The sequence below is a fragment of the Thalassobaculum fulvum genome, from assembly GCF_014652915.1.
GTDB lineage: Bacteria > Pseudomonadota > Alphaproteobacteria > Thalassobaculales > Thalassobaculaceae > Thalassobaculum_A > Thalassobaculum_A fulvum.
Genome location: NZ_BMZS01000016.1, coordinates 92,310 through 116,922 on the forward strand (window position 1 = coordinate 92,310; position 24,613 = coordinate 116,922).

At 71.9% G+C, this 24,613-nt stretch carries 22 protein-coding genes; 3 read left to right on the forward strand and 19 right to left on the reverse strand.

The window, feature by feature from the left end:
* Window positions 1-29 precede the first annotated feature (29 nt).
* The 10 genes from dnaG to IE246_RS26820 all read right to left on the reverse strand — a co-directional run bounded on the left by dnaG (window position 30) and on the right by IE246_RS26820 (window position 10,951).
* On the reverse strand, window positions 30-1,886 hold the full coding sequence (gene dnaG / locus IE246_RS26775; protein ID WP_189995568.1) for a DNA primase: 1,857 nt from the start codon (window positions 1,884-1,886) through the stop codon (window positions 30-32).
* Window positions 1,887-2,080: 194 nt separating this feature from the next.
* On the reverse strand, window positions 2,081-3,193 hold the full coding sequence (locus tag IE246_RS26780; RefSeq protein WP_189995569.1) for a threonine synthase: 1,113 nt from the start codon (window positions 3,191-3,193) through the stop codon (window positions 2,081-2,083).
* Window positions 3,194-3,369: 176 nt separating this feature from the next.
* Complete coding sequence (locus IE246_RS26785; protein ID WP_229837532.1) at window positions 3,370-3,834, reverse strand: MaoC family dehydratase; 465 nt, start codon at window positions 3,832-3,834, stop codon at window positions 3,370-3,372.
* Window positions 3,831-4,892: a tartrate dehydrogenase gene (locus tag IE246_RS26790; protein WP_189995570.1), complete on the reverse strand. Its 1,062-nt coding sequence runs from the start codon at window positions 4,890-4,892 to the stop codon at window positions 3,831-3,833. Before IE246_RS26790 ends, IE246_RS26785 begins: the two co-directional genes overlap by 4 nt.
* A 353-nt stretch (window positions 4,893-5,245) precedes the next feature.
* Entirely contained in the window at window positions 5,246-6,208 is a 963-nt protein-coding gene (locus tag IE246_RS26795) for an EamA family transporter (RefSeq protein ID WP_189995571.1), read from the reverse strand.
* A 98-nt stretch (window positions 6,209-6,306) separates the two neighbouring features.
* Complete coding sequence (locus IE246_RS26800; protein WP_189995572.1) at window positions 6,307-7,227, reverse strand: PhzF family phenazine biosynthesis protein; 921 nt, start codon at window positions 7,225-7,227, stop codon at window positions 6,307-6,309.
* Window positions 7,228-7,238: 11 nt separating this feature from the next.
* A complete protein-coding gene (locus IE246_RS26805) occupies window positions 7,239-8,138 on the reverse strand; it encodes a PhzF family phenazine biosynthesis protein (protein WP_189995573.1) in 900 nt (299 codons plus the stop codon).
* 11 nt (window positions 8,139-8,149) lie between these two features.
* Window positions 8,150-9,070 carry a PhzF family phenazine biosynthesis protein gene (locus IE246_RS26810; protein WP_189995575.1) on the reverse strand — a complete coding sequence of 307 codons (921 nt, stop codon included), beginning with the start codon at window positions 9,068-9,070 and terminating at the stop codon, window positions 8,150-8,152.
* Between the two features lie 170 nt (window positions 9,071-9,240).
* Window positions 9,241-9,951 (reverse strand): alanyl-tRNA editing protein, encoded by a 711-nt coding sequence (locus tag IE246_RS26815; RefSeq protein WP_189995576.1) that lies wholly within the window; start codon window positions 9,949-9,951, stop codon window positions 9,241-9,243.
* 16 nt (window positions 9,952-9,967) lie between these two features.
* Window positions 9,968-10,951, reverse strand: coding sequence for a threonine dehydratase (locus IE246_RS26820; protein ID WP_189995578.1), 984 nt, complete (start codon window positions 10,949-10,951; stop codon window positions 9,968-9,970).
* A 104-nt stretch (window positions 10,952-11,055) separates the two neighbouring features.
* Here IE246_RS26820 and IE246_RS26825 point away from each other — a divergent pair, with 104 nt between their 5' ends.
* Both IE246_RS26825 and IE246_RS26830 read left to right on the forward strand, forming a co-directional pair.
* The gene (locus IE246_RS26825) at window positions 11,056-12,450 is read left to right on the forward strand and encodes an aminotransferase-like domain-containing protein (RefSeq protein ID WP_189995580.1); all 1,395 of its coding nucleotides are present in this window, start codon (window positions 11,056-11,058) and stop codon (window positions 12,448-12,450) included.
* A gap of 72 nt (window positions 12,451-12,522) precedes the next feature.
* Window positions 12,523-12,924 (forward strand): hypothetical protein, encoded by a 402-nt coding sequence (locus tag IE246_RS26830; RefSeq protein ID WP_189995582.1) that lies wholly within the window; start codon window positions 12,523-12,525, stop codon window positions 12,922-12,924.
* Between the two features lie 10 nt (window positions 12,925-12,934).
* Here IE246_RS26830 and thiD read toward each other — a convergent pair whose 3' ends face one another.
* Window positions 12,935-13,759 carry a bifunctional hydroxymethylpyrimidine kinase/phosphomethylpyrimidine kinase gene (gene thiD / locus IE246_RS26835; protein ID WP_189995584.1) on the reverse strand — a complete coding sequence of 275 codons (825 nt, stop codon included), beginning with the start codon at window positions 13,757-13,759 and terminating at the stop codon, window positions 12,935-12,937.
* Window positions 13,760-13,984: 225 nt separating this feature from the next.
* On the opposite strand from thiD, the gene IE246_RS26840 reads away from it, so the two are divergent.
* Window positions 13,985-15,214, forward strand: a complete 1,230-nt coding sequence (locus IE246_RS26840) for an MFS transporter (protein WP_189995586.1) — start codon at window positions 13,985-13,987, stop codon at window positions 15,212-15,214.
* On the opposite strand, the gene folP is transcribed toward IE246_RS26840, so the two are convergent.
* The 8 genes from folP to tolR all read right to left on the reverse strand — a co-directional run bounded on the left by folP (window position 15,211) and on the right by tolR (window position 24,613).
* Window positions 15,211-16,314 carry a dihydropteroate synthase gene (gene folP, locus IE246_RS26845; RefSeq protein WP_189995588.1) on the reverse strand — a complete coding sequence of 368 codons (1,104 nt, stop codon included), beginning with the start codon at window positions 16,312-16,314 and terminating at the stop codon, window positions 15,211-15,213. The two genes, IE246_RS26840 and folP, sit on opposite strands and share 4 nt — an antisense overlap.
* Window positions 16,315-16,335: 21 nt before the next feature.
* A complete protein-coding gene (gene ftsH / locus IE246_RS26850; RefSeq protein WP_189995589.1) occupies window positions 16,336-18,267 on the reverse strand; it encodes an ATP-dependent zinc metalloprotease FtsH in 1,932 nt (643 codons plus the stop codon).
* On the reverse strand, window positions 18,264-19,691 hold the full coding sequence (tilS, locus tag IE246_RS26855) for a tRNA lysidine(34) synthetase TilS (RefSeq protein ID WP_189995593.1): 1,428 nt from the start codon (window positions 19,689-19,691) through the stop codon (window positions 18,264-18,266). The genes ftsH and tilS overlap by 4 nt, the downstream gene beginning before the upstream one ends.
* On the reverse strand, window positions 19,679-20,620 hold the full coding sequence (gene ybgF / locus IE246_RS26860) for a tol-pal system protein YbgF (protein WP_189995595.1): 942 nt from the start codon (window positions 20,618-20,620) through the stop codon (window positions 19,679-19,681). The genes tilS and ybgF overlap by 13 nt, the downstream gene beginning before the upstream one ends.
* Window positions 20,621-20,741: 121 nt before the next feature.
* Complete coding sequence (gene pal, locus IE246_RS26865; RefSeq protein ID WP_189995596.1) at window positions 20,742-21,242, reverse strand: peptidoglycan-associated lipoprotein Pal; 501 nt, start codon at window positions 21,240-21,242, stop codon at window positions 20,742-20,744.
* A gap of 189 nt (window positions 21,243-21,431) precedes the next feature.
* On the reverse strand, window positions 21,432-22,808 hold the full coding sequence (gene tolB, locus IE246_RS26870) for a Tol-Pal system beta propeller repeat protein TolB (protein ID WP_373297914.1): 1,377 nt from the start codon (window positions 22,806-22,808) through the stop codon (window positions 21,432-21,434).
* Between the two features lie 23 nt (window positions 22,809-22,831).
* Complete coding sequence (gene tolA, locus IE246_RS26875; RefSeq protein WP_189995598.1) at window positions 22,832-24,148, reverse strand: cell envelope integrity protein TolA; 1,317 nt, start codon at window positions 24,146-24,148, stop codon at window positions 22,832-22,834.
* 15 nt (window positions 24,149-24,163) lie between these two features.
* Entirely contained in the window at window positions 24,164-24,613 is a 450-nt protein-coding gene (gene tolR / locus IE246_RS26880; protein ID WP_189995600.1) for a protein TolR, read from the reverse strand.

Sequence of the window (24,613 nt, forward strand, 5' to 3'; positions counted from 1 at the left end):
CCTCGCCGGCGCCGGGTCCGGCGTCGCTGTCATCCTGCATCCTCGAGCGAGGCACCGACCGTGATGGCCGCCAGCGCCCGCTGCAGCCCCAGGAGCCGGTTCCAGCTCGTTTCGTCCATCGTCTCCTCGACGTCGCGACGGGCGTCGGCCAGCTGGCGCTCGAGCCGTCCCCGCCCGACCCGCGACACCAACTCGATCAGCCCGGCGCGGGCCTCCGAATGCGTAGCGCTCGGACGCGCAAACGCTGCATGCGAGAGCGCTTCCGCCCCCAGCAAGCCGTTCACCGTGTCCGAGTAGCCCAGCGCTTTCAGGTGGCTCGCGAGGCCAGCGGCGTCAAGGTCCGGATCCGCCTCGGTGATCTCTAGGATTTCGCGCCGCAACTTGTCAAGAAACTGGTCATCCAGTTCGAGATGCGCAAGGGTCTCGCCCAGTTCGTCGAGCAGGCCGGGATGGTGGATCACGGTGGCCAGGATCAGCTGCTGCTGCCGGCGCCCCAGGACCATGTCGACCCGGGCCCGGGCCGCCCGGCTGCCGCTCGGCTCGACCGGCGGGGGCGACCATTTGCCGCCGCGGAACGAGCCGCGCGCCGCCCCTCGCTCGAACCGCCGCTCCGGCGGCCGGCGCATGGCGGCGATCCGGGCCTCGACCTCGTCGGCGTAGGATTGCTGAACGGTGCGGTCGGCGATCGCCTTCACCCGGTCCCGCAGGCGGCGCCAGAAATCGGCGCGGCGTTCCGGCGTGTCGGTCGCGCCGGCCGCCGCCTCGATCGCCCACAGCCGGTCGACCAGCGGCTCCGCCGCCTCCAGCAGCTTGTTGAAGCCGGCCGGGCCGTCGCGCCGGGTCAGGCTGTCCGGGTCCTCGCCCTCGGGCAGGGCCACGAAGCGCAGCGAGTGTCCCGGCTGCAGCATCGGCAGCGCCCGCTCGCAGGCCCGCGCCGCGGCGCGCTGCCCGGCCGTGTCGCCGTCGAAGCAGACGATCGGCTCCGGCACGATCTTCCACAGCTCGGCAATCTGGTCCTCGGTCAGCGCGGTGCCGAGCGGGGCGACGGCGGGGATCCCCGCCTGGGCCAGGGCGATGACGTCCATGTAGCCCTCGGCGACCACCAGGGTGCCGGATTTGTGGGCCGCCTCGCGCGCCTGGGCCAGGCCGTACAGCACCCGGCCCTTGTGGAACAGCGGGGTGTCCGGCGAGTTCAGGTATTTCGGCTGGCCGTCCCCGAGCACCCTTCCGCCGAACGCGATCACCCGGCCACGCCGGTCGGTGATCGGGAACAGCACCCGGCCGCGCATGTAATCGCCGGTCTCGCCGGCCCGCGGACCGTCGTCGTAGCGCTTGACCAGCCCGGCCTCGACCAGGACGTCGACCTCGACGCCCTCGGCCTTCATGGCGCGCTGCAGGGCTTTGCGGTCTTCCGGCGCCCAGCCGAGGCGGAACCGGGCGATGGTGTCGTCCTTCAGGCCGCGATCCTTGAGGTAGTGCCGACCGGTGTCGCCGGCGGCGGTGTGGAGCTGGCGCTCGTACCAGCGGCAGGCCAGGTCGACCACGTCCTGCAGGGTGCGCTTGCGCTCGGCCTTCTGGCGCTCCTCCGGGGTCTCCTTCGGCACGTCCAGGCCGGCCTGGGCGGCGAGCTGCTCGACTGCCTCCATGAAGCCGAGCCCCTCGGACTCCATCACGAACTTGATGACGTCGCCGTGCGCCCCGCAGGCGAAGCAGTGGTAGAAGCCCTTGTCGTCGACGATGTTCAGCGACGGCTTGCTGTCGCTGTGGAACGGGCACAGCGACACGAACTCGCGGCCCTTGCGGATCAGCTGGTGGCGCCGCCCGACCACGCTCGAGACCGACACGCGGTCGCGAAGCTCGTCCAGGAAGCCTTGGGGCAGAGCCATGCGGAAATCGTTTCCGGTGATCCGGTGAGCGGGCGCGGAGTGTACTCCGGATCGACCGTCAGGGGGAGTCGGGAGGTCCCCCTCTCCCCCTCATCCCGGGCGTGCGAAGCGCGACCCGGGACCCGACGGTCCGGACATGGGTCCCGGATCGTCGCTGCGCGCCGTCCGGGATGAGGGGAGAGAAGGTGTGGGCGCTACCCCACCAGCGCGTCGGCGCTCTTCAGGCCGTTGCCGGTGAGCACGATGACGGTCTCCTGGTCGGCCGCGATCGTGCCGTCGGCGACCAGCGCCCGGTAGCCGGCGCCGGCGACCGCGCTCGACGGCTCGACGAAGAAGCCGCGGCGCGCCAAGGCATGCATCGCCGGCAGGATCGCCTCCTCGGCCACCGCCACGGTGCCGCCGCCGGTCTCCCGCAGGGCCGCCAGGTTCTCGGGCACCCTCACCAGCTTGCTGTTGGCGATGCCCTCGGCGACGGTCGGCTTGGCCTCGATCGCGACCGCCCCGCCGGCCGCGAAGGCGGCGTGCAGGGCGGCGCAGTTGGCCGGCTGGGCGGCGAACAGCCGCGGCACCCGGGCGATCGCCCCGCGCTTCAGCAGCTCGGCGAAACCGAGGTGGCAGCCCATCAGGTTGCTGCCGTAGCCGACCGGGATGACGACGTTGTCCGGGACCGCGAAGCCGTACTGCTCCCAGATCTCGAAGGCCAGGGTCTTGGTACCCTCGACGAAAAACGGCTGCCAGTTGTGGCTGGCGTAGAACAGCCCGTCCTCGGCCAGCTTCAGGGCGGCGGCGGCGCAGTCCTGCCGGGTGCCGGGCACCAGCTCGACCTCGGCGCCGTACACCCGGATCTGCGCGACCTTGGCCGGCGAGGTGTAGCCGGGCACCATCAGCCGGGCCTGCAGCCCGCCGGCGGCGGCGTAGCAGGCCAGCGAGGCGGCGGCGTTGCCGGAGGAGTCCAGCATCACCTCGGTGACGCCGTGCGCCTTCAGGTAGCTGACCAGCACCGCCATACCGCGGTCCTTGAACGAACCGGACGGCGCCAGGTACTCGCACTTGATGCGCGGCCGGCCGCCGCCGAGCGCCGTCTCCACCAGCGGCGTCAGCCCCTCGCCGAGCGAGACGCGGCCCTCGGCCGGCACCCGGATCGCCTTGCCGTAGCGCCACAGCGAGAAGTCGGACGCGACGATGTCGCCGGGATCGAGCCCGTCGCCGGGTGTCAGGTCGACCGGCTGGCCGGTCGCCGGGCAGCGCCAGATCGGGGTGTCGACCGGGTAGCGGTGCAGGCCATCCTGGGAGACGTACTCGACCATCGGGGTCCTCTTTGGCGGGTCGTCGGTATTGATGCGCCGAAGCGGCGGGTGGGTCCCGGGTCTCGCGCCGCTCGCCCGGGATGACGTCAAGAAGTAGGGAGTCGCGCCACCCCCCCTGACGTCATCCCGGCCGTAGCGAAGCGAAGAGCCGGGATCCACGAAGCGGCGGGCGCCGGTCACCCCGGCCGCTTCGCCACCAGATGCAGCAGCTCGGCGGTCAGCACCGTCTCGTCGTGCTGGTTGCGGGTCGTGTACTTCAGGCGGACGTGGCCGAACGGCCTGGACGAGGACGGGCGCAGTTCCAGCACCTCGACGGTCACCCGCAGGGTGTCGCCGGGCCGCACCGGCTTCGGCCAGCGCAGGTTGTCGAGCCCGAGCCCGCCGAGGTTGGTGTGCTGGATCGGCCCGCCCTGCCAGAACAGCCGGAAGGTGAGCGCCAGGGTGTGGAAGCCGCTGGCGATCAGGCCCCCGAACATGGAGGCCTCGGCCGCCGGTTTGGAGACGTGGAACGGCTGCGGGTCCCAGGCCAGGGCGAAGTCCATGATCTGGCTCTCGGTCAGCGTGGCCGACTGGCTCTCGATCACGTCGCCGACCGCGAAGTCCTCGAAGTAGCGGGCGCCGGGAATGGCGGCACCGGTCACTTGAGGGCCTCCACGATAGCGTCGCCGAGATCCTTGGTGGTCGCCTGACCGCCGATGTCCGGGGTCTTCGGCCCGGCGCCCTCGAGCACCGTCTCGATCGCCTTGACGATGTCGTCGGCCGCGGCCTGGTGGCCGAGGTGCTCCAGCATCATCGCGCCGGACCAGATCTGGCCGATCGGGTTGGCGATGCCCTTGCCGGCGATGTCCGGGGCCGAGCCGTGCACCGGCTCGAACATCGACGGGTAGTCGCCCTCCGGGTTGATGTTGGCCGACGGCGCGATGCCGATCGAGCCGGCGACCGCCGGGCCGAGGTCCGACAGGATGTCGCCGAACAGGTTGGAGCCGACCACCACGTCGAACCAGTCCGGGTGCAGCACGAAGTGCGCCGTCAGGATGTCGATGTGGTACTTGTCGGTCTTCAGGTCCGGGTACTCGGCGGCGATCGCCTCGAAGCGCTCGTCCCAGAACGGCATGGTGTGGATGATGCCGTTCGACTTGGTGGCCGAGGTCACCTTCTGCTTGCCGACCCGCCGGCACAGGTCGAAGGCGTAGCGCATGATGCGGTCGGTGCCGTGCCGCGTCATGACGGTCTCCTGGATCGCCATCTCGCGGTCGGTGCCGCGGTTCAGCCGGCCGCCGATCTCCGAGTACTCGCCCTCGTTGTTCTCGCGGATCACCCAGAAGTCGATGTCCTCCGGGCCGCGGTTGGCGAGCGGGCACTTCATGCCCTTCATCATCCGCACCGGCCGCAGGTTGACGTACTGGTGCATCTCGCGCCGGATCGGGATCAGCAGGCCCCACAGCGAGACGTGGTCGGGCACGCCCGGGAAGCCGACGGCGCCGAGGAAGATGGCGTCCGACTCCTTGAGCCGCTCCAGCCCGTCCTCCGGCATCAGCCGGCCGGTCTTGTGGAACCGCTCGCAGCCCCAGTCGTACTCGGTGAAGGCGTAGTCGAGGCCGTGCTTGCGGCCGACCGCCTCCAGCACCTTCAGCCCTTCGGGTACCACCTCCCAGCCGATCCCGTCGCCCGGAATCACCGCCACCTTCAGCGTGGTCATCGCGTCCTCGTCCTGTCGATCCATGCCAAGCGGCCGGGATCATAGGAGGGAGTGCGCCGGAACTGAAGATCCGGTCGCGACCGACAGTCAGAGCGTGAGAAAATATTCCAGCATGGTCTGCGTCGCGTCAGGAAGCCCGCCGGCCAGGAGCGGCGGCGAGGGCGAGGCGGCGCATCGGCGAGCCGTCGCGACGCCGTCGGCGGGCTTCCTGACGCGACCCGAAGGGCCGGTTTCCCGTGCCCGTCCGCGGCGTCGGCTGGCTTGCCCGATGCCCCGCATCGCGCTGCGCCAGCCTCCTGGCGGGCGGACACGGGAAACCGGCGCAGGCCGTGCTGGAATACTTTCTCACGCTCTCACGCCGCCTGGGCAGCGCGGGCCCGCCAGCGCAGGGTGGCGATGGCGACCGCCCCGGCGATGCCGAGCGCGCCGGCCGCCAGGGTCGCCCCCGACAGCGCCGGCGCCGGCAGCAGCCCGAACGACGCTGCCAGGAACTCGCCCGACAGGTTGAGGGCCGGCATCAGCGCCACCCCCATCAGGTAGTTCTCCGACCCGACCAGCCGGATCGCCCGGAAGGTGAAGTAGGTCGACGGGCCGCGCACCAGCACCCCGACCAGCACGCCGGCGATCCAGACCCGCGGGTCGGCCGCCGCCTCCAGCGGGACATGGGCCGCCACCAGGCCGTCCGGATCGAGATGCGATGCCGCCATCGCCGCCGCCAGCATCAGCACCGCGGTCGCCAGCATGGCCGCCCCGGTCAGGCGCAACCGGGTCTTGCGATCGTCGCCGCGGTTCTCCGGGTGCATCTCGGCGATCGCGGTGCCGAGCGCGGTGGCGCCGGCCGAGATCACCATGAGGGTGGCCGCGGTGCCGAGCAGTCCGCCCGGCAGCCCGGCCGCGACGCCGGCGATGCCGGCCAGGACGACCAGCGAGCCGAGGGCATCCGCCGGGCCCGGCCGCCGGCCGAACAGCCCCCAGGCCAGCAGGATGCCGATCGGGATGAACAGGGCGCTGAGCACCGAGATCTCGGCGGAGGTGGCGTAGGCCAGCGCCGCGGTGAGCGTCGCCGCCGTCAGCACCCGCAGGCTGCCGTACACCCAGGTGTGCGGGTGACGCATCGCCTTGAGCGGGAACCGCCCGGGGCCGGCGGCGACGATCATCGCCGCCCCGCCGACCGCCATCTGGATGAACGACAGCACCCAGGGATTCAGCCCGTAGCCGGCGACCAGGACGCGGCTGATGACGATCAGCACGCCCCACGACACCACCGCTGTGACCACCGCGGACAGGCCCCGTGAATTGAATCCGTGTTCGCTCATGAACGCGATCTTGTCGTGCAATTAAAACGGCGTCTACACGCCATGGTCAATCGCATGACAGCAGCGGATTCGGCCGAGTCGGCAGGCTCGACGAACGTCTACGAGAGGCGCGCCGTCACCTCGCCGCGGCGAATCGCGACGCAGCGCCCGCCGATGCGGATCGCCGTGGTGGCGCCGGCGGTGCGGTCGACCTCGGCCAGCAGCTCGGACGGCCGCCCCATCTCCACGCCCTGGGCGATCCGCAGCTTCAGGGTGCCGTCGGCCGGGCCGTCGAGCTCCGCCAGCAGGCCGGCGAGCGCACCGTTGGCGCTGCCGGTGGCCGGGTCCTCCGGCACCCCGTCGAGCGGCGCGAACATCCGGGTCCGCAAATCGAAGTCGTCGCCGTGTCCCGGGCCGGTTCGGACGTAGCAGTGGATGTCCTTGACCGGCGCCACCGTCGTCGACGACCGGATGGCGGCGGTCACCGGTCGGGCCGCCTCCAGCGCCGCCCGGTCGGCCAGCTCGACCAGCAGAAACGGCAGGCCGACGGTCCCGACCACCGGTACGTGGCGGTCCTCGCGGATCTGGCTGGGCCGCAGGCCGAGGCAGGCGGCGACCTCGGTGACGTCGGCCCCGCCCAGGCGCCGGAACGGCTGCGGGGCGGTCAGGGTGGCACCGACCGCCCGACCGCCGTCGCGGAGGATCGCGATCGGCACCAGGCCGGCGGCTTCCTCGAACACCACCCGGTCGCCGACCGGCGCCCCGAAGATCGCGCCGCGCCGGGCCAGGACGGTGGCGGTGCCGACGTTCGGGTGGCCGGCGAACGGCACCTCGATACGCGGCGTGAAGATCCGCACCTGCGCGGTGTGCGCCGGGTTCTGCGGCGGCAACACGAAGGTGGTCTCCGAGTAGTTGAACTCGGTGGCGATCGCCTGCATCCGTGCGGTCGACAACCGTTCGGCACCGAACACCACCGCCAGCGGGTTGCCGCCGAACGCGGTGTCGGTGAACACGTCGACGGTCTCGTAGGTCAGAGCCATCCCGGCCTCCCTCAAACCGCCAGCAGCTCGCCGCGCATCATCGGCACGCAGCGCCCGGCGACGGTGATGCGCTCGGCCCCGCCGTCGCGGATCAGCCGGACGTCGAGCCGGCTCGGCCGCCCCATCTCGATACCCTGGTCGATCACCAGGTCGAGGCTGCCGTCCCTCAGGGTCGCGAACAGCCCGGCGATGGCGACCGCGGCACCGCCGGTTGCCGGGTCCTCGGGGATGCCGGCGCGCGGCGCAAACATGCGGGAGCGGATGTGCAGGAAGTCCGCCCCGGCGTCCTCGCGGGTATAGAGATAGACCAGCGGCGGTGCCGCCTCGCCCAGGTGCTTGACCTGCAGGCCTGCATCGCCGCGCGCCGCCGCCAGCATGTCGAGGTCCTCGACTTCGGCGATCAGCAGGACGGCGCCGATCGCCACGTGCACCGGCGCGTGCCGGGCGACCACGATCGCGGTGTCCGGCAGGCCGACCGCGGCCGCTACCGCCGACGGGTCGAACCGCTCCTTCACCTCGGGCATCGCCGGCGAGGCCAGGACCGCGCCGACCGCCTCTCCCTTGCTGCGGACGATGTCGAGGCCGACCAGGCCGATCGCCTCCTCGAACCGCACCGTGTCGCCGACCGGCCGCCCGAACAGCTCGCCGCGGCGGGCCAGCATGGTCGCGGTGCCGACGTTCGGATGGCCGGCGAACGGCAGCTCCATCGCCGGCGTGAAGATCCGCACCTGGGCGGTGTTGGCCGGGTCGGCCGGCGGCATCACGAAGGTGGTCTCCGGGGTGTTGAATTCGCGGGCGATCGCCTGCATCGCCTCGGTCGTCAGGTCCTCGCCGCCGGTCACCACCGCCAGCGGGTTGCCGCCGAACGCGGTCTCGGTGAACACGTCCACCGTCTCGTAGCTCAGTACCATCGTCGTCTCCCTCAGAACGCCAGCAGCTGGCCGCGCATCACCGGCGCACAGCGCCCGCCGATGCGGATCGCCGTCACCTTGCCGTCGGCCCAGTCGGCCTCGCCCTCCAGCAGACTCGGCCGGCCCATCTCCACGCCTTGGGCGATCCGCCGGACCAGGGTGCCCGGCGCGGCCCGCAGCGACGCCAGCAGCCCCATCAGCGCGACATTGGCGCTGCCGGTGGCGGGATCCTCGGCGACGTTGCGGATCGGCGCGAACATGCGGGCGCGGATGTCGACCTCGTCGACACCGCCCGTGTTCGGGCCGCCGGTGCGCACATAGCAGAGGATGGCGCCGTGCGGCACCACGGTCGGCGCCGAGCCGAACGCCCCGGTGTCCGGGGACGACCGCTCCAGCGCCGCCCGGTCGGCCAGCTCGGCGACCAGGAACGGCAGCCCGCCGGACGCGACGATCGGGCGATGCGCATCGGTTCGGATCTCGGCCGGGCTCACGCCGATGCAGGCCGCCACCTCCTCGACGCTGGCCTCGACACCGGTCGAGAACGCCGCCGGCGCGGTCAGCATCGCCCCGACCGGCCGCCCGCCCTCCGAGCGGACCGCCATCGGCACCGGGCCGGCGATCTCCTCGAACACCAGCCGGTCGCCGAGCTTCCGGCCGAACGCCTCGCCGCGCCAGGCCAGGACAGTGGCGGTTCCGACGTTCGGGTGGCCGGCGAACGGCATCTCGCGCTTGCCCGAGAAGATCCGCACGCGTGCCGTGTTGGCCGGGTCGGCCGGCGGCAGCACGAAGGTGGTCTCCGAGTAATTGAACTCGCGGGCGATGCGCTGCATCGCCTCGGTCGACAGGCCCTCGGCCCCGAACACCACCGCCAGCGGGTTGCCGCCGAACGCGGTATCGGTGAACACGTCCACGGTCTCGTAAGTCAGCGTCATGGCACGGCTTCTCCGTTCGGCACGGCGATGCTGCCGCCCGTCGCTTGGTGGGTCCCGGCTCTCCGCGGCTGCGCCGCTACGGCCGGGATGACGTCAGTTTAGGTCCCTACCCCGTCGTCATCCCGGACGGCCGTGCAGCGGACGATCCGGGACCCACGGGGCGGCGGGTGCTAGTCGACCAGCGCCAGGTTGATGCGCCGGTTCTGCTTTCCCTTGTTCTCGATCTTGGTGATCTCGATCCGGCCGATCTCGCCGAGCGACTTCAGGTGGGTGCCGCCGCAGGGCTGGTAGTCGACGGCGTCGCCGATCCGGATCATCCGGACCCGGCCGGCGCCCATCGGCGGCTTCACCGACATGGTGCGCACCAGTTCCGGGTTGGCCTCCAGCTCGGCGTCGGTGATCCACGAGATCGACACCGGGTGGTCGGCGGCGATGATCCCGTTCAGGTGCTCGGTCAGGGCGTCCTTGTCCGGGATGTTCTCGGGTTCCAGGTTGAAGTCGAGCCGGCCCTTGCCGTCGCCGATCTGACCGCCGGTCACGCCGCCGTTGACCTGGCTGCACATCACGTGCAGGGCGGTGTGCACCCGCATGTGCCGGTAGCGCCGGTCCCAGTCGAGGGTGGCGGCGACCTTGTCGCCGACCGCCAGGGTCGGGGCGCCCTCGGCCGGCACGTGGGCGATGCCGCCGTCGGCCTTGCGGGTGTCGACGATCGGCACCGCGGTACCGTCGGCCCGGGTCAGCGTCCCGCTGTCGCCGGGCTGGCCGCCGCCGGTCGGATAGAACACGGTCCGGTCGAGGACGATGCCGGACTCGCCGACGGCGGTCACCGTCGCGTCGCAGCTCTTCAGATAGGCGTCCTCGCGGAACAGTTCCTCGGTCATCACATCCCCATTTCGCTCAGTTCGTCGCGCCGCTGTCGGCTTCCTGCAGGACCGCCTGATAGACGGTGCGGTCGACATTACCACCGGACAGGACCAGGCCAACCTTGCGACCCCGCCAACGGTCCCGTTCCTTGAGCAGGGCGGCCAGCGGCGCGGCCCCGGCCCCCTCGGCGACGTTGTGGGTATCGGTGAAGTAGTGGCGCATGGCGGCCTTGATCTCGTCCTCCGTCACCCGCACCACGCCGGACGCGCCCTTCAGGATGGCGTCGAGCGCGCCCTGGACCGGCACCCGGCAGGCGACGCCGTCCGCCATGGTGTCGGCGGTGTTGGTCGACACCGGCTTGCCGGCCTCGAAGCTGAGCGCGTAGGCCGGGGCATTGGCCGCCACCACGCCGATCACCTCGGCCTTCGAGCCGACCGCGTCGCGCGCCGCCATCACCCCGCAGATCCCGGAACCGAGGCCGACGGGCACGTACACCGCGTCGAGGTCGGGCACGCCGCGGAACAGCTCCAGCCCGTAGCTGCCGACCCCGGCGACCAGCTTCGCATCGAAGCTCTGCACCATGTGCAGGCGGCGCTCCTCGGCCAGCGCGATCGCGTGCTCGAGCGATTCCTGGAAGTCGTGGCCGTGCACGATCAGCTCGGCGCCGAACGCCCGCATCGCGGCGTTCTTCTCGACCGAGTTGCCCTCCGGCACCACCACCGTGGCAGTCAGCCCGGCACGGGTCGCCGCGAACGCCACCGACTGCCCGTGGTTGCCGCGGGTCGCCGCGATCACGCCGGTCACAGCCGGCTGCGCCCGGCGCAATTCGTCCATGTAGACGATGCCGCCGCGGATCTTGAAGGCGCCGGCCGGCGTCTGGTTCTCATGCTTGACCCAGACCTCGCAGCCGGCCCGTTCGCACAGCAGCGGCCAGCGGTACTGCGGGGTCGCGGGCATCACCGCGTGCACGACCTCGGCCGCCCGCTCCAATTCGGTCAGTCCGATGGCTTCGGTCATCACTCGCCCCTTCGGTCATTGCTTCTATGACAATGTTTGAATTGTCATAATCAATGTCATCGATATTGTATGGGCAAAGTTCGATCAAGCGGAACATTGTCACCATGACGGAATGGCTCCCCGATCTCGACCGCCGCACCGGCCCGCGCTACCGCGCGATCGCCGAAGCGATGGCCGACGCCATCGAGAGCGGGGCGCTCAAGCCGGGCACGCGCCTGCCGACCCACCGCGACCTCGCCTGGCGGCTGGGCGTTACCGTCGGCACCGTCACCCGCGCCTACAAGGAGGCGACGGCCCGCGGCCTGATCGACGGCGAGATCGGCCGCGGCACCTTCGTGCGCGATCCGCGCATCCGCGCCTGGGAACAGGTCGCCGACAACGACGCCCCGATCGATTTCGGCCTGAACTTCCCGCCCCGGCAGGACGATGCCGAGACCGCCCTTCGCCGCACCCTGGCCGAGATCGCCGGCGACAACCGCGCCCCACCGCTGGCCGGCTACGATCCGAGCGGCGGGCGCCCGGCACACCGCGCGGCGCTCGCCGCCTGGCTGCAAGGCATGCGCCTGCCCGCCGAACCGGAGCGCACTCTGGTCACCGCCGGCGCCCAGCACGGCATCGCGGTAGCGCTGTCCGCCGCCTTCGCGCCCGGCGACATCGTGCTGTGCGAGCGCCTGACCCACCCGGGCTTCAAGAGCGTCGCCGCCGCCCGGCACCTCCGGGTCGTCGGCGTCGACATGGACGACGACGGCATCGTCCCGGAGGCGCTGGAAGCCGCGATCCGCCAGCACCGCCCGAAGGGCGTGTTCCTGATCCCGACCCTGCAGAACCCGACCGCCTCGGTGCTGCCGGAGGCTCGCCGCGACGCGGTCGCCACCATCGTCGAACGTCACGGGCTGACGCTGGTCGAGGACGACATCTACCGCGCCTTCGCCGACGATGCCGCCAGCGGGCACGGGCCGGTGCCGATTGCCGCCCGGATCCCCGAGCACGCGATCTACGTGACTGGGGCCTCCAAGCACCTGGCGCCGGGCCTGCGGGTCGGCGCCCTGCATGCCCCGGCCGCCATGCTGACCCGTTTGCTCGGCGGGCTGCGCGACACCGTGTGGATGGTCCCCCCGCTGACGGTCGAGATCCTGGTGCGCTGGCTGAACGACGGCACCGCCGAGCGGCTGACCGAGGCCAAGCGCGGCGAGCAGGCGGCGCGCGGCACCCTCGCCCGGGCTCGGCTCGGTGACTGGCTGGCGCCGGCCCCGGCCGCCAGCCCGCACCTCTGGCTGGCGGTCCCGGAGCCCTGGCGCGGCACCGCCGCCGCCGCCCTGGTGGAACGTGGCGTCACCGTCGCCGACGGGCCGGTGTTCGCGGCCGCCCCCGGCGCCGGCCGCGACCATGTCCGCCTGGCCCTCGGGAAACCGGCCGATACCGCGGCGGTGCAACGCGGCCTCGACCTGATCGCCGGCACCCTGTCCCGCGACCCGTCGCTCGACCGCGCGGTGCTATAGCCGCGGCTCGCGTTTTGAGGTGCATCAAAGCCGCCGGCGCGACGTTCCGGTTAGCGTCGCCGCATGCGTTGCATGGTCAGACACCCCCTGGTCCTCACCCCAACCCTACTCGGCCGTGACGGCGTGCTGCGGGCCTACACCCTGGTGGCCGCGGACCGCCCGTCCCTGACGCTCGACGCCTGGCTGGCCGAGACCGCCCCCGATGCCCCCGGGCGTGACCGGCTGATCGACGGCACCACGGGGCCGCTGCCGGCCCGCGGCCTGGTCGGTCTGATCGCGCCGACCGGATGCCTGTTCGCCGTATTCGCCTACGCGGTGGTCGAGGAGGCGGCGGACGGTCCGGTTCTGGACGTGCGCGGCCCGAGCCTGAGCGCGCCGATGGGCGGCCGGATGGTCCCGGAGGGCATCGACTCCGCGATCGACCGCGTCGCCACCGAACTCGGCTGCGGACAGACACGGAAACGCTGCTGGTAGGGCTGCCGGTTCAGGCCTCGGGGCGGACCGTGTGGACATGGTTCAGCGGGCCGTGCCCACGACCCCAGCCGGGGGCCGTCGCGATCGCGGTCAGCACGTAGTTGCGCGCCCGGCGGATCGCCTTGGTCAGGCTCAGTCCCTGCGCCAGGCCGCAGGCGATCGACGAGGCCAGCGAGCAGCCGGTGCCGTGGGTGTGCCGGGTTTCGATGCGCGGCCCGCGGATGGCCTCGACGCCGTCCTCGCTGGCCAGCAGGTCGACGACGTCGCGACCGCTCATGTGGCCGCCCTTCAGCAGCACCGCGCGCGGGCCGAAGGTCAGCAGCAGCTCGGCCGCCTGGCGCATGGCATCCTCGTCCCGGATCGTCATGCCGGTCAGCAGCTCGGCCTCCGGGACGTTGGGCGTCAGCACGGCCGCCCGGCTTATCAGGCGGGTCTTCAGCGCGCCCATCGCGCTCGGCTCGAGCAGCGGGTGTCCGCCCTTGGCGACCATCACCGGGTCGACCACGACCGGAACGTTCGGCAGCCGCGCCTCGAGGACGTCGCACACGGTCTCGATGACCGCCGTCGAGTGCAGCATCCCGGTCTTCACGCAGTCGACGCCGATGTCGCCGATCACCAGCTCCATCTGCTGCCGGATGAACTCGGTCGGCACCTCGTGAACCCCGAACACGCCCTCGGTGTTCTGCGCCGTCAGGGCGGTGACCGCGGTCATCGCGAAGCCGCCGAGCGCGGTCACCGACTTGATGTCCGCCTGGATGCCGGCGCCGCCGCCGGAGTCCGAGCCGGCGACGATCAACACCCGCCCGGCGATCCGCCTCGCCGTTCCGCCGCTCATGCCGACGCTCCGTCCGCCGACCGCCTGCCAACCATCTCTAACCACCCCGGTCCGGTTCCTCGACGCTTATATCCGATCCGACCGTGGCCGGCGACCCGTCGAGCCTCCATTGGTGCACGATGGAGCCAGCCCAAAAGGCCGATTGGCACCAAGCAGTTTGCCGCGCGCTGGTTAGGCTGCGACCAAGCTTTCGTCGAGGGCCTGGAGCCACGGGAGACCGCCGTCTTGCCTCGCCGTCCCCTGTTCCACGGCTGGAAAGTCGTCGCGACCGCCTTCCTGGTGGCGATGTTCGGCTGGGGCCTGGGGTTCTACGGCAGCGGCGTCTACCTGGCGACCCTGGCACAGACCCGTGGCTGGTCGACCGGGACCGTCGGCGCCGCGGTCACCGGCTACTACCTGCTGGGTGCCGTCATGCTCACGACGGTGCCGCGGCTGATCGCCCGCTTCGGCGAGCGCCAGGTTCTCCTGGCCGGCAGCGCCGCCATGGGCGCGGCGGTCGTCGCTTTGACCCGGACGACCGAGATCTGGCAGCTCTGGCCGGCGTTCCTGGCCATGAGCCTGGGCTGGGCGACCATGAGCGGCGTCATGGTGAATGCCCTGGTGGCGCCGTGGTTCGACCGGCGGCTCGGCATCGCCATCAGCCTGGCCCTGAACGGCGCCAGTTGCGGCGGCGTGATCGTCGCCCCGTTGATGATCCTGGCGGTCGATCGGCTCGGCTTCACCCTGGGTGTGGGCCTGGTCGTGCTGGCGATGGTCGCGACACTATGGCCCGCCGCGATGCTGTACCTCGGCACCACGCCGGCCCGGCTCGGCCTGGCCCCCGACGGCGGGGCGGCCGCACCGGGGCGGCACGGCTGCGGTACGACGCGACCGGCGACGTCGACAGGCGAACTCCTGCGAATCCGCTCTCTGTGGACCGTCCTGCTGTCCTCGGCGATCGGCCTGTTCGCCCAGGTCGGCGTCCTGACCCATCAGGTCGCCTTTCTGTCACCCCGGCTCACGCCGGAGGTGCTGTCGCTGGCGGTCGGCCTGACGACCGGCGCCGCCATCGTCGGACGGGTCGGCACCGGCCTGGTGGTCGACCGGATCGACCCGCGCCTCGCCATGGCGGCCACGCTGGGGGTACAGGCCGCCGCCCTCGCCGCCCTGGCGACCCTGCCGGGACCGTTGACCACGCTGGCCGCCTGCACCGCCTTCGGACTCGGCGTCGGCAACCTGATAACCCTGCCCAGCCTGATCCTGCGGCGCGAGGTCGGGGCCGGCGCGTTCACCCAGGCGGTCGGCCTCGTGATGGCCGGGTCGCAGTTCACCTATGCTTTCGCGCCGCTCGGCATCGGACATTTGCGCGACGTCGCCGGCGACTATTCGATGGCGTGGTTCGTTTGCGCAGCCCTGGACCTGACCGCCGCGGCCGCCGCGCTGTTCGCCCGGGCGCCGGCGCCGCCAAGGCCCTAACGGTCGACGGCGTCCAATGCGCGCTGCACCGCCAGCGCCTGCGCGGTCTCGGCGACGTCGTGGACCCGAAGCACCTGGGCGCCGCGCGCAGCGGCGGCCAGCCCCAGCGCCAGCGAGCCGGGCAGCCGCTCGCCCGCCGGCTCCCCACGCGACAACGCCGCGATCGAGCTCTTGCGCGACGCCCCGAACAGGATCGGGCAGCCGAGGCCGTGCAGCAGGGCCAGCCACGCCGTGACCTCCAGGTTGTGCCGCACGCTCTTGGCGAAGCCGTATCCCGGGTCGAGCAGGATCCGGTCGCGGGCGATCCCGGCCCCGACCGCCGCCATCAACCGCGCCTCCAGCTCGTCGTAGACATCCAGCGGCGCGCAGTCGTAGCGCGGCTCGACCTGCATGGTCTTGGGGTCGCGCCGCATATGCATCAGCACCACCGGACAGCCGCGCCCGGCCACCAGGGCGGCGGCGCCCGGGTCGTGGGCCAGCCCGGACACGTCGTTCACCCAGGCGGCACCGGCATCCAGCGCCGCCGCCATGACCGGGGCGTTGCGGCTGTCGATCGAGACCCGGTGCCCGGCCGCGGCGAGCGCCCGGACCACCGGCTCGGTCCGCCGGATCTCCTCGTCCATCGGGACCGGGTCGGCCCCGGGGCGCGTCGACTCGCCGCCGACGTCCAGGATCGCCGCGCCCTCCTCCGCCAGCCGCATGCCGTGCTCGACCGCAGCGCCCGGGCCCGGATGCCGGCCGCCGTCATAGAAGCTGTCCGGGGTCGTGTTCACGATCCCCATGAGCAGCGGACCCGCGGCCGCGTCGGCCAGCGGCCGCCGGGCGGTCAACCGCTCCAGGCGCGCCGGCAGGTCGGGAATGTCGAGATCGGCGAGATCCGGCAGGCTTACCCGGGTCAATGTCGCCGACGCCGCCGAGCGCACCACGAGGTCGACCGCCCGGAACGCCGCCGGCCCGCCGGCCAGGGGCCGCGCCGAGCCGTCGGCCACCGCCGCCGCCGCGTCGCCACCGGTCAGCAGGTCGCGCGGCAGCAGGTACAGGCGGCCGCCGGAATGCAGAAGCCCGCGCGAAGGCGCGGGCTTCCGTTCGATCCCGATCACAAGAGCAACCCGATCACCGGCTCAGTCGCCCGGCTGCGGATCCGGCTCCATGCCGCCGGTGCCCGGGGTCTCGGCGCCGCCGGTCGGCACCGAGGCACGCCTGCCGGCGGCCGGCTTCTGGGTGTCCTCGCGGCCGCCGTTGCGGTCGACCGGGCGACCGGCCAGCAGATCCTTGATCTCGTCGCCGGACAGGGTCTCGTACTCGAGCAGCCCCTTGGCGAGGGTGTGCAGGTCTTCCAGGTGCTCGCCGAGGATGCGCCGGGCGTCCTCGTAGGCGCCGTCGGTGATCCGCCGGATCTCCTCGTCGATCACCTTGGCGGTGGCGTCGGAGACATTCTTCTGCTGGGTCACCGAGTGGCCCAGGAACACCTCCTGCTGGTCCGCCGAATAGGCCAGGAAGCCGAGCTTGTCGCTCATCCCCCACTCGGTGATCATCCGCCGGCTCATGTCCGACACCATGCGGATGTCCGAGGACGCGCCGGTGGTGATGCGGTCCTCGCCGAAGATCAACTCCTCGGCGATACGGCCGCCGCAGGCGACCCGCAGGTCGTCCATCAGCTTGGCCCGCGACAGCGAGATCCGGTCGCCCTCGGGCAGGCGCATGACCATGCCGAGCGCCCGGCCGCGCGGGATGATGGTGGCCTTGTGGATCGGGTCGCTGTCGGCACAGTGCAGCGCCACGATGGCATGCCCGGCCTCGTGATAGGCGGTCAGCTTCTTCTCGTTCTCGGTCATGACCATGGAGCGACGCTCGGCGCCCATCATGACCTTGTCCTTGGCCTCCTCGAACTCGGTCATGCCGACCACGCGCTTGCCCTTGCGGGCGGCCAGCAGGGCGGCCTCGTTGACCAGGTTGGCGAGGTCGGCGCCGGAGAAGCCCGGGGTGCCGCGGGCGATCGTGCGGGCGTCGACGTCCGGACCGAGCGGCACCTTGCGCATGTGGACCTTGAGGATCTTCTCGCGGCCCAGGATGTCCGGGTTCGGCACCACGATCTGGCGGTCGAAGCGGCCCGGGCGCAGCAGCGCCGGGTCCAGCACGTCCGGCCGGTTGGTGGCGGCGATCAGGATCACGCCCTCGTTCGCCTCGAAGCCGTCCATCTCGACGAGCAGCTGGTTCAGGGTCTGCTCGCGCTCGTCGTTGCCGCCGCCGAGGCCGGCGCCGCGATGGCGGCCGACCGCGTCGATCTCGTCGATGAAGATGATGCAGGGGGCGTTCTTCTTGCCCTGCTCGAACATGTCGCGGACACGGCTGGCGCCGACGCCGACGAACATCTCCACGAAATCGGAGCCGGAGATCGTGAAGAACGGCACGTTGGCCTCGCCGGCGATGGCGCGGGCCAACAGCGTCTTACCGGTGCCCGGCGGGCCCACCAGCAGGCAGCCCTTGGGGATCTTGCCGCCCAGGCGCTGGAAGCGCTGCGGGTCCTTCAGGAACTCGACGATCTCCTCGAGCTCGGTCTTGGCCTCGTCGATGCCGGCGACGTCGTCGAAGGTCACCCGGCCGGTCTTCTCGGTCAGCAACCGCGCCCGGCTCTTGCCGAAGCCCATGGCCTTGCCGCCGCCGCCCTGCATCTGGCGCATGAAGAAGATCCAGACCGCGATGAACAGCAGCATCGGGAACCAGGAGATCAGGATCCCCAGCACGCCGGACATGCCCTCTTCCGGCGGCGCCGCCGAGATCCGCACGCCGGCGTTGCTCAGCCGGCTCACCAGGTTGGCGTCCTCCGGCGCGTAGGTCGAGAACCCGCGCCCGTCGGAGAAGTGCCCGGTGATGGTGTTGCCCTGGATGGTGACCTGGTTGACCCGGCCGGACTCCACCTCGGACAGGAAGTCCGAGTACGGCAGGCTGTACTGGCTGGTCCGCGGCGTCGACCCGTTGAACAGGTTGAACAGCGCCACCAGCAGGACGCCGATGATGATCCAGAGGGCCAGATTCTTGCCGAAATTGTTCACGTAGCCTGCCTTCCATTGCACGGCAGTGTGGGTCGGAATCCGCTCCCGCCGCCGAAGATCCGATCGGTCGCGACCGGCAGACCGGGCGGCCGAAACCTCACCCGGACCGCCTCTCCGACCCAACCGGACGGCGCAGCAGCGCTGGGTACAAGGTGGGGGAGGGCGATACCCCCGTCAAGGTCGACGACGGCCGGTAATGCCAGCCGCGCCGCATGCGGGATCGACGCTCCGGCGGCGACCGCCCGCGCGGGCGCCGTACGCCGCCATCGTCGCCACCCCTCGGTGCCGCAGGCCTCGACCCGGACCGGCCGGTCGGTCGGGTTCTCGACCTCGAACCGGCCGTCCCATCGGGCCCGGCCGCCGGCGGCGACCGTGACCGGACCGTCGGCCTGGCGCCAGTCGCGCAGGACCGTCACGCTTTCGCGGCCGCACTCGATCCGGCACCCGGCCAGAGTCCGGACGCCCGCGGCCGGTGTCGCGTCGCCGATCCAGGCCAGCAGGCGCGCCAGCCGCTCGCTGCGCGGCGGATAGCCGCCGCCGCCGACCGCGCGCAGGACCCGCTCGACCAGCCGGTCGCGCAGCATCGCCGGGGCCGCGTTCAGCGCCGCGCGGTCGACCGTCACCGAGCCGGCCGGCCCGATCTCGGCATGCGCCTCGAGCCAAGCCGCGACAAAGCCGTCGAAAGCGGTGCGCGCGCCGGTCATCGCGGCCGCCAGCCGGCCCAGGCGCTCGGCCGTGACGCCGGCCGCCGCCAGCGCCGGCGCCAGCTCGCGCAGCCGGGTCCGGGCGAACCGCGGGTCGCGGTTGGACGGATCGTCGGCCCAGGCGATGCCGGCGGCCCGGCAGGTCGCCAGCAGCCGCGCCTTCGGCAGGTCGAGCAGCGGCCGCAGCAGGCGTACGCCGTCGAGGCTGCGCGACGGCGCCATGCCGGCCAGTCCCTCCGGCCCGGTGTCGCGATCGATCCGGTGCAGCACGGTCTCGGCCTGGTCGTCCCGGTGATGCGCCAGCAGCAGCGCTCCGATCGCATCGCGCCGGCAGGCGTCCAGCAGCAGGCGGTAGCGGGCCGCGCGGGCCGCCGCCTGCAGGCCGGCGGCCGGCTTCGGGCCGGTCCAGGCCAGGGTCCGGTGCGGCCGGCCCAGCGCCGTCGACAGCCGGGCGACCGCGGCCGCCTCGCCGGCCGCCGCGGCCCGCAGCCCATGGTCGACCGTGTAGACGATCAGGCGGCCCACGCGGGATCTGGCCCAGCGATCGGCCAGGTACAGCAATGCCAAGCTGTCCGGCCCGCCGGAGACGGCGACGGCGAGCGATCCCTCGGCGTCGGCCAGCAGCGGCTCGAGCCGGGCGGCGAAGGCCGCGGCGTCGACTGGCAGCACGTCCGCCGGGTCCGGGACGACGGGCGGCGCCAGGCCGGTCAGGACCCGCACTTCAGCCGCTCGGTCTCCTGGACCAGGCGGCGCTTGATGTTGGTCGGCATGTCCGGGAATTCCTGCTGCAGCCGCCCGAAGGTGGTGCAGGCCTCGGCCTTCTGGCCGACCTGGGCCAGCGCCATGCCGAGCTTCAGCAGGTTGTCGGCCGCCTTCGGGCTCTTCGGGTACTTCTGGTAGCCCTCCAGGAACGCGACCGCCGCGTCCTGATAGCGCTGGCGGACATAGTAGGTCTCGCCGAGCCAGTACTGCGCGTTGCCGGCCAGGGGGTCGTCGGGATGGGCCTGCACGAATGCCGAGAACGCCTCCTGGGCGCGGTCGTAGTCGTGCTTGACCAGCATGTTGAAAGCCGCCTCGTACCGCTCCTGGACCGAGCCGCCGGTCAGTGCGGCCTGCTGCTGCGGCGGGGCGGGAGTGGCGGCGGTGGCCTGCTGGGCCTCGGACTGGGTCAGCTGGCCGAAGGTGCGCGGCGGCGCCCCCGGCGTCTGGCCGGTCCCGGCGGCGGAGTCGGACGGGGCGGTCGACGGGGCGGCCGCGGCGCCGGGACCGGCGGCCGAGCCGCCTTCCAGCGCCTGCAGTCGCAGGTCGGTATCGGACTGGATCTTGTCGACCTTGGTGCCGACCCGGTCGAGGCGGTAGCCGAGTTCCTCGACCCGCCCGGTCAGGGCCCGGATCTGGGTCTCGAGCTGCTGGACCTTGGTGAGCAGGTTCGGCAACGCCGCCTGGGCACCGGCGTCGACCGGGCCGCTCAGGCTGCCGGCCGGCGGGGTCTGGCCGGCGTATACGCTGCGCTGCAGGTCGGTCACCGTGCGCTCCAGCCGACCGAGCCGGTCGACGAGGGCAGAGACGTCCTGCTGGGCGGCCGCCGGGCGGCCGGTGATGGCGACGGACGCCGCGATGAGAAGCAATGCGAGGCCGTAGCGCGTCATGGGCCGATCCATATCCGAATCCCACGGCGAAAATGAGGCGCCCGAGAAGCGACCCCCGAAAAGGCGCCGACGGCCGCGGGCGTGCCGCGGCCGTCGGTTCACGCTCTCGACTGCGTGTCCGTCAGTTGATGACGGTGACGGAACGCCGGTTCTGGGCCCACGCCTCCTCGTTCGAGCCGAGGACCGCCGGACGCTCCTTGCCGTAGGAGATCGTCGTCACGCGGCTCGGGTCGACGCCGAGGGAGACCATGTAGTCGCGGGCCGCGGCAGCGCGCCGCTCGCCCAGGGCCAGGTTGTACTCGCGGGTGCCGCGCTCGTCGCAGTGACCTTCGAGGGTGACGGTCGTCTGCGGGTACTTGCGCAGCCAGAAAGCCTGCTTCTCCAGCGTGGTGCGGGCCTCGGCCGTCAGCTCGGAGCTGTCGAACGCGAAGAACACGCGGTCGCCGACGTTGACGACGAAATCCTCGTTGGTGCCCGGAGTCGGGCCTGCCGGAGCCGGGGCCGGCGCGGTAGTGCTCTGGACGCCGCCGGTGCCGGCCCCCGCCTGACCGTCGGTCGGAGCGGTCTCGCACGCGGCGAGCAGCGCGACGACGGCGAAAACGCTCAACAACTTCATGCGCATGATAGGTCATCCCTCTGGAGATGTGTGAACCCTGGCGCCCCGCCCCCTCTGGTGGTCCGCTGGGACCCCTTCCTCCGGGCCTTGCCTTTTGGTCGGTCGCACGTATCTCCGCCCGGCCCCCGACCGCGAGCGAGGCCCCTTATACTTGCGTAACGCTTGACGAAGCAAGGGGCTCCGTCGATCAGGACTTCAACGCAACAACGGACTCCAGGCAGGATCCGACGCATCCAACGGGGTCACCAGCTCGCGCTCGTTGTAGCCGGTGAGGTCGATCGTGTAGAGCTTCGACTCGCCGCCGCGCCCGCTGGAATCGGTGCGTTGCTGCTTGAAATACACCAGAACCCGGCCATTCGGGGCCCAGCTCGGCGCCTCGACGAGGAAGCCGCTGGCCAGCAACCGCTCGCCGGATCCGTCGACCCGCATCACCCCAATGTGAAACTCGCCGCCGGTGATCTTGGTGAACGCTATGAGATCTCCGCGGGGCGACCATACCGGCGTTGCATAGCGGCCCTGGCCGAAGCTGATGCGGCGGACGCCGGCGCCGTTCGAATCCATCAGGTACAGCTGCTGCGAGCCGCCGCGGTCGGAGTTGAACACCACCTGGGTGCCGTCCGGCGAGAAGCTCGGCGAGGTGTCGATCGACGTGCTGTTGGTCAGCCGGGTGACGCTGCGGGTGCGCAGGTCCATGCGGTACAGGTCGGTGATGCCGTCCCGGGCCAGGCTCATGATCACCTGATTTCCGTCGGGCGAAAACCGCGGCGCGAAAGTCATTCCGGGGAAGTCACCCAGTACTTCCTGCTGACCGGTGTCGAGGTTGAAAATATAAACCCGCGGCTTGTTGTTGTAGTACGCGAGATAGGTGATCTCCTGGTGGGTCGGAGAGAACCGGGGGGTGAGGACCAGAGTGCCGAAATCCGTCAGGAACTGATGGTTGGCGCCGTCCTGGTCCATGATCGCCATGCGCTTGCGCCGGCGGTTCTGCGGCCCCTCCTCGGCGATGTAGACGATCCGGCTGTCGAAATAGCCGTCCTCGCCGGTGATTCGCTTGTAGATCATGTCGGCGATGATGTGGGCCGCCCGCCGGAGCGACTCGGGAATCACCGTCAGGGTGGTGCCGGTCATGTACTGCTCGGCGAACACGTCCCACAGCCGGAAGTCGACCCGCACCTGCCGGTTGCCCAGCTCCGTCACCCGGCCGTGCACCAGCGCCTGGGCGTTGATCAGCCGCCAGTCGCCGAAGCGCGGCACCGCGTCGAACTCCAGGTCGGTCTGGATGAACGCCTGCTGGTCGATCGGGGCGAACAGGCCGGAGCGCTCCAGGTCGGCCCGGATGATGCCGGCGACCTCGCGGCCGATCCGGGTCGCCTCGATGCCCTGGCCCTTGAAGTCGGCGATCGCCACCGGCAGCGGCTCGACCCGGCCCTGGGTGATGTCGATCCGCAGCTCCGCCGCGGCCGGTCGGGCGAAGCCGGCGACGCCGCCGGCAAGCCCGCCCGCCAGCGCTCCGCCGAGCGCCAGCCGACCGAGGCCGCGGCGAGACAGGTCGGCACGCGACGGTTCGGCCACGGGACGGACCGGCGTGTGCGGCGTCAGGACAGCATGTCCCTCGGATCGAACGTGATCGTGAAGCTTTTCCATGTCTCGTACTTCTCCGGCGGGAGGTTGAGTGGGGTGCAGGTCGGGTTGCGCAGGGCCCGCAGCGCGGACTCCGCCGCCGCCCTGAAGAACGGGTCGGAGCGCATGCGTCCCGACTCGACGACTTCGGCCTCGCGCACCGTCCGGTCGGGGTTCATGCGAACGCGGATCTCGACGGCCAGGGACTCGCCCTCCTTCGCACCTGCCGGCACCAGCCAGCATCGTGCGATCTGCTGGCGGATCGCGTCCATCTCGGAAACCGACAACGGCCGATCGGCGTCGAAGTTCGACCGGCGCGCAGTCGAATCGGTCGTCTGCGGCGCCGCCTTGTCCGTCTCGGCCGGCGCCGAGGCGGTCTGCTTCATCCGCTGGACGGTCTTCAGCACGTTCAGGAAGTCGTCGGCCTGCTCCGGCTTCTTCTTCTCCTCGGGCGCCGGCGGCGTCTCCTTGGCGGCGGTCTGGGTCTTGGCCGGCTTCTTCGGCGGCGTCGGGCGCGACACCGGAACCGGTGGCGGCGGCGCCGGCGAGGCCTCGGCGGCCTTGACCGCCTCGGGCTCCGGCTTCGACGGCTCGGCCTTCGGCGCCTCGGGCTTGGCGGCCTCCGCCGGCTTCGGCTTCTCGGGCTCCGGCTCCGGCTTCTTCGCCTCTTCCGGCTTCGGGGTCGGCAGCGGTACCGCCGCCGGCTCGGGCGCCGGCTCGGGCGCCGGCTTGCTGGCCTCCTGCGGCTTGGCGGTCGGAACCGGCACGGCCTCGGCGGTCGCGGCCGGCTCCGGCTTCGGCTTCGGCAGCGGAACCCGCTCGGCCGCGGCGACCGCGTCCGGCTTGGGAACCGGCACCGCCTCGGCGGACGGCGCCTTGGGCGCCGGGGCCGGCGCCGGGCGGTCGGCCTGCGACGCGGGCTGCACCTGGGCGGACCGCGCGGCCTGGGCCTTCGGCGGCTCCGACTTCGGCACCGCGGCCTGCGGCGCCTCGACCTTCGGGGGATCGATCTTCGGGGTCGGCGGCGGCGGCGGTGGCGGTGCTGCCGAGGGTGGCGGCGGCGGGGTCTTCGGAGACTCGGGCCGGGCCTTGGCGGTCTGTTTCGGCGCGTCCGGCTTCTCCGCAGCCTCGGCCGGCGGCGGCGCGTTGGTGATGGAGCCGACGGTGACCACGTCGACCACCATCAGCCGGTCCTCCAGCGGCGTCGGCCGGAACAGCTCCGGGAGCCCGATGATCGTGAACACGACCAGGACGATATGCAGGGCAACCGACAGCGTCAGGCCGCGGGTCATGGCCGCCTCGTCAGCTCACCGCGTCGCCGACGCCGGGGGTTCCGGCAGCTCGGCGAGCAGCGCCACCCGGGTGAAGCCGGCGGCACTGACCATCCCCATCACCTCCATCACCGAGCCGTAGGCGATCCGCCGGTCGCCGCGCACGAAGATCCGGGTGTCGGCCTTGGCGCCGGTGATCGCGGTCAGGCGCGGCACCAGCTGGTCGGCGGCGACCTCGGTCTCCTGCAGGTAGATGCTGCCGTCGGCCCGCACCGTGATCACCAGCGGCTCGACCTGGTCGGTGAGCTGCGCCGCCTCGGTCTTCGGCAGGTCGACCGGCACGCCGACGGTCAACAGAGGCGCCGTGACCATGAACACGATCAGCAGCACCAGCATCACGTCGACGAACGGCGTGACGTTGATCTCGCTGAGCGGCCGGTACCGCCGCCGGCCGTTGCCTCCGGCCTTGATGATCGGAGCGGCCAC

Coding starts and splice junctions, on each gene's coding strand:
- dnaG (WP_189995568.1), bottom strand. CDS start 1,886: ATGGCTCTGCCCCAAGGCTTCCTGGACGAGCTTCGCGACCGCGTGTCG.
- IE246_RS26780 (WP_189995569.1), bottom strand. CDS start 3,193: ATGGTCGAGTACGTCTCCCAGGATGGCCTGCACCGCTACCCGGTCGAC.
- IE246_RS26790 (WP_189995570.1), bottom strand. CDS start 4,892: ATGACCACGCTGAAGGTGGCGGTGATTCCGGGCGACGGGATCGGCTGG.
- IE246_RS26795 (WP_189995571.1), bottom strand. CDS start 6,208: ATGAGCGAACACGGATTCAATTCACGGGGCCTGTCCGCGGTGGTCACA.
- IE246_RS26800 (WP_189995572.1), bottom strand. CDS start 7,227: ATGGCTCTGACCTACGAGACCGTCGACGTGTTCACCGACACCGCGTTC.
- IE246_RS26805 (WP_189995573.1), bottom strand. CDS start 8,138: ATGGTACTGAGCTACGAGACGGTGGACGTGTTCACCGAGACCGCGTTC.
- IE246_RS26810 (WP_189995575.1), bottom strand. CDS start 9,070: ATGACGCTGACTTACGAGACCGTGGACGTGTTCACCGATACCGCGTTC.
- IE246_RS26815 (WP_189995576.1), bottom strand. CDS start 9,951: ATGACCGAGGAACTGTTCCGCGAGGACGCCTATCTGAAGAGCTGCGAC.
- IE246_RS26820 (WP_189995578.1), bottom strand. CDS start 10,951: ATGACCGAAGCCATCGGACTGACCGAATTGGAGCGGGCGGCCGAGGTC.
- IE246_RS26825 (WP_189995580.1), top strand. CDS start 11,056: ATGACGGAATGGCTCCCCGATCTCGACCGCCGCACCGGCCCGCGCTAC.
- IE246_RS26830 (WP_189995582.1), top strand. CDS start 12,523: ATGGTCAGACACCCCCTGGTCCTCACCCCAACCCTACTCGGCCGTGAC.
- thiD (WP_189995584.1), bottom strand. CDS start 13,759: ATGAGCGGCGGAACGGCGAGGCGGATCGCCGGGCGGGTGTTGATCGTC.
- ybgF (WP_189995595.1), bottom strand. CDS start 20,620: ATGACGCGCTACGGCCTCGCATTGCTTCTCATCGCGGCGTCCGTCGCC.
- pal (WP_189995596.1), bottom strand. CDS start 21,242: ATGCGCATGAAGTTGTTGAGCGTTTTCGCCGTCGTCGCGCTGCTCGCC.
- tolA (WP_189995598.1), bottom strand. CDS start 24,148: ATGACCCGCGGCCTGACGCTGTCGGTTGCCCTGCATATCGTCCTGGTC.